The sequence below is a fragment of the Streptomonospora mangrovi genome, from assembly GCF_027604915.1.
GTDB lineage: Bacteria > Actinomycetota > Actinomycetes > Streptosporangiales > Streptosporangiaceae > Streptomonospora > Streptomonospora mangrovi.
The window spans coordinates 1-721 of sequence record NZ_JAJAQC010000114.1 but is presented as its reverse complement, the minus strand read 5'-3'; the positions used below and the strand labels follow the sequence as shown (position 1 = coordinate 721).

Below are 721 nucleotides of genomic sequence, written 5' to 3'. Positions count from 1 at the left end.
GGCCGGCGCCGCGCGCGTCGGAGGCCGCGCGGCGGGACCGGCCGCCACCGGGGTTCGGGGAGGGACGTGCGGGCGCGCTCACCCCTCCCATGCTGCCAGCCGCACGCCGCGTTCCCCGGGGTTTGCCCGGGCGTGTCGGCGGGCGGCGCGCGCACCCGGTGTGCTAGACGACCGCGGCGGATCCGGGGCATGCGAAAGGCCGCGCCCCGCCGCCGGTGGTGGCGGTGGGGCGCGGCCGGGTGCCTACGGGTGCCGGCGCGGCCGGGTGGCGGCGCGCGGCGGGGCCGTCAGGCGGTCAGAACAGCGCGCGGGCCAGCTCCGCGGTTTCGCTGGGGGTCTTGCCGACCTTGACGCCGGCGGCCTCCAACGCCTCCTTCTTGGCCGCGGCCGTGCCCGCCGAACCCGACACGATCGCACCCGCGTGGCCCATCGTCTTGCCCTCCGGGGCGGTGAACCCGGCCACATAGCCCACGACCGGCTTGGACACGTTGGCCTTGATGAACTCCGCGGCCCGCTCCTCGGCGTCCCCGCCGATCTCGCCGATCATCACGATCGCGTCGGTACCGGGGTCGGCCTCGAACGCCGCCAAAGCGTCGATGTGGGTCGTGCCGATCACCGGGTCCCCGCCGATGCCCACCGCCGTGGAGAACCCGATGTCACGCAGCTCATACATCATCTGATACGTCAGCGTGCCCGACTTGGACACCAACCCGATCCGCCC

The 721-nt window shown here is 75.0% G+C and carries 1 pseudogene; it reads right to left on the bottom strand.

From position 1 onward, the window contains the following. Positions 1-295 precede the first annotated feature (295 nt). Positions 296-721 (bottom strand): annotated as a pseudogene (locus tag LG943_RS27600) (succinate--CoA ligase subunit alpha); the annotation flags it as partial.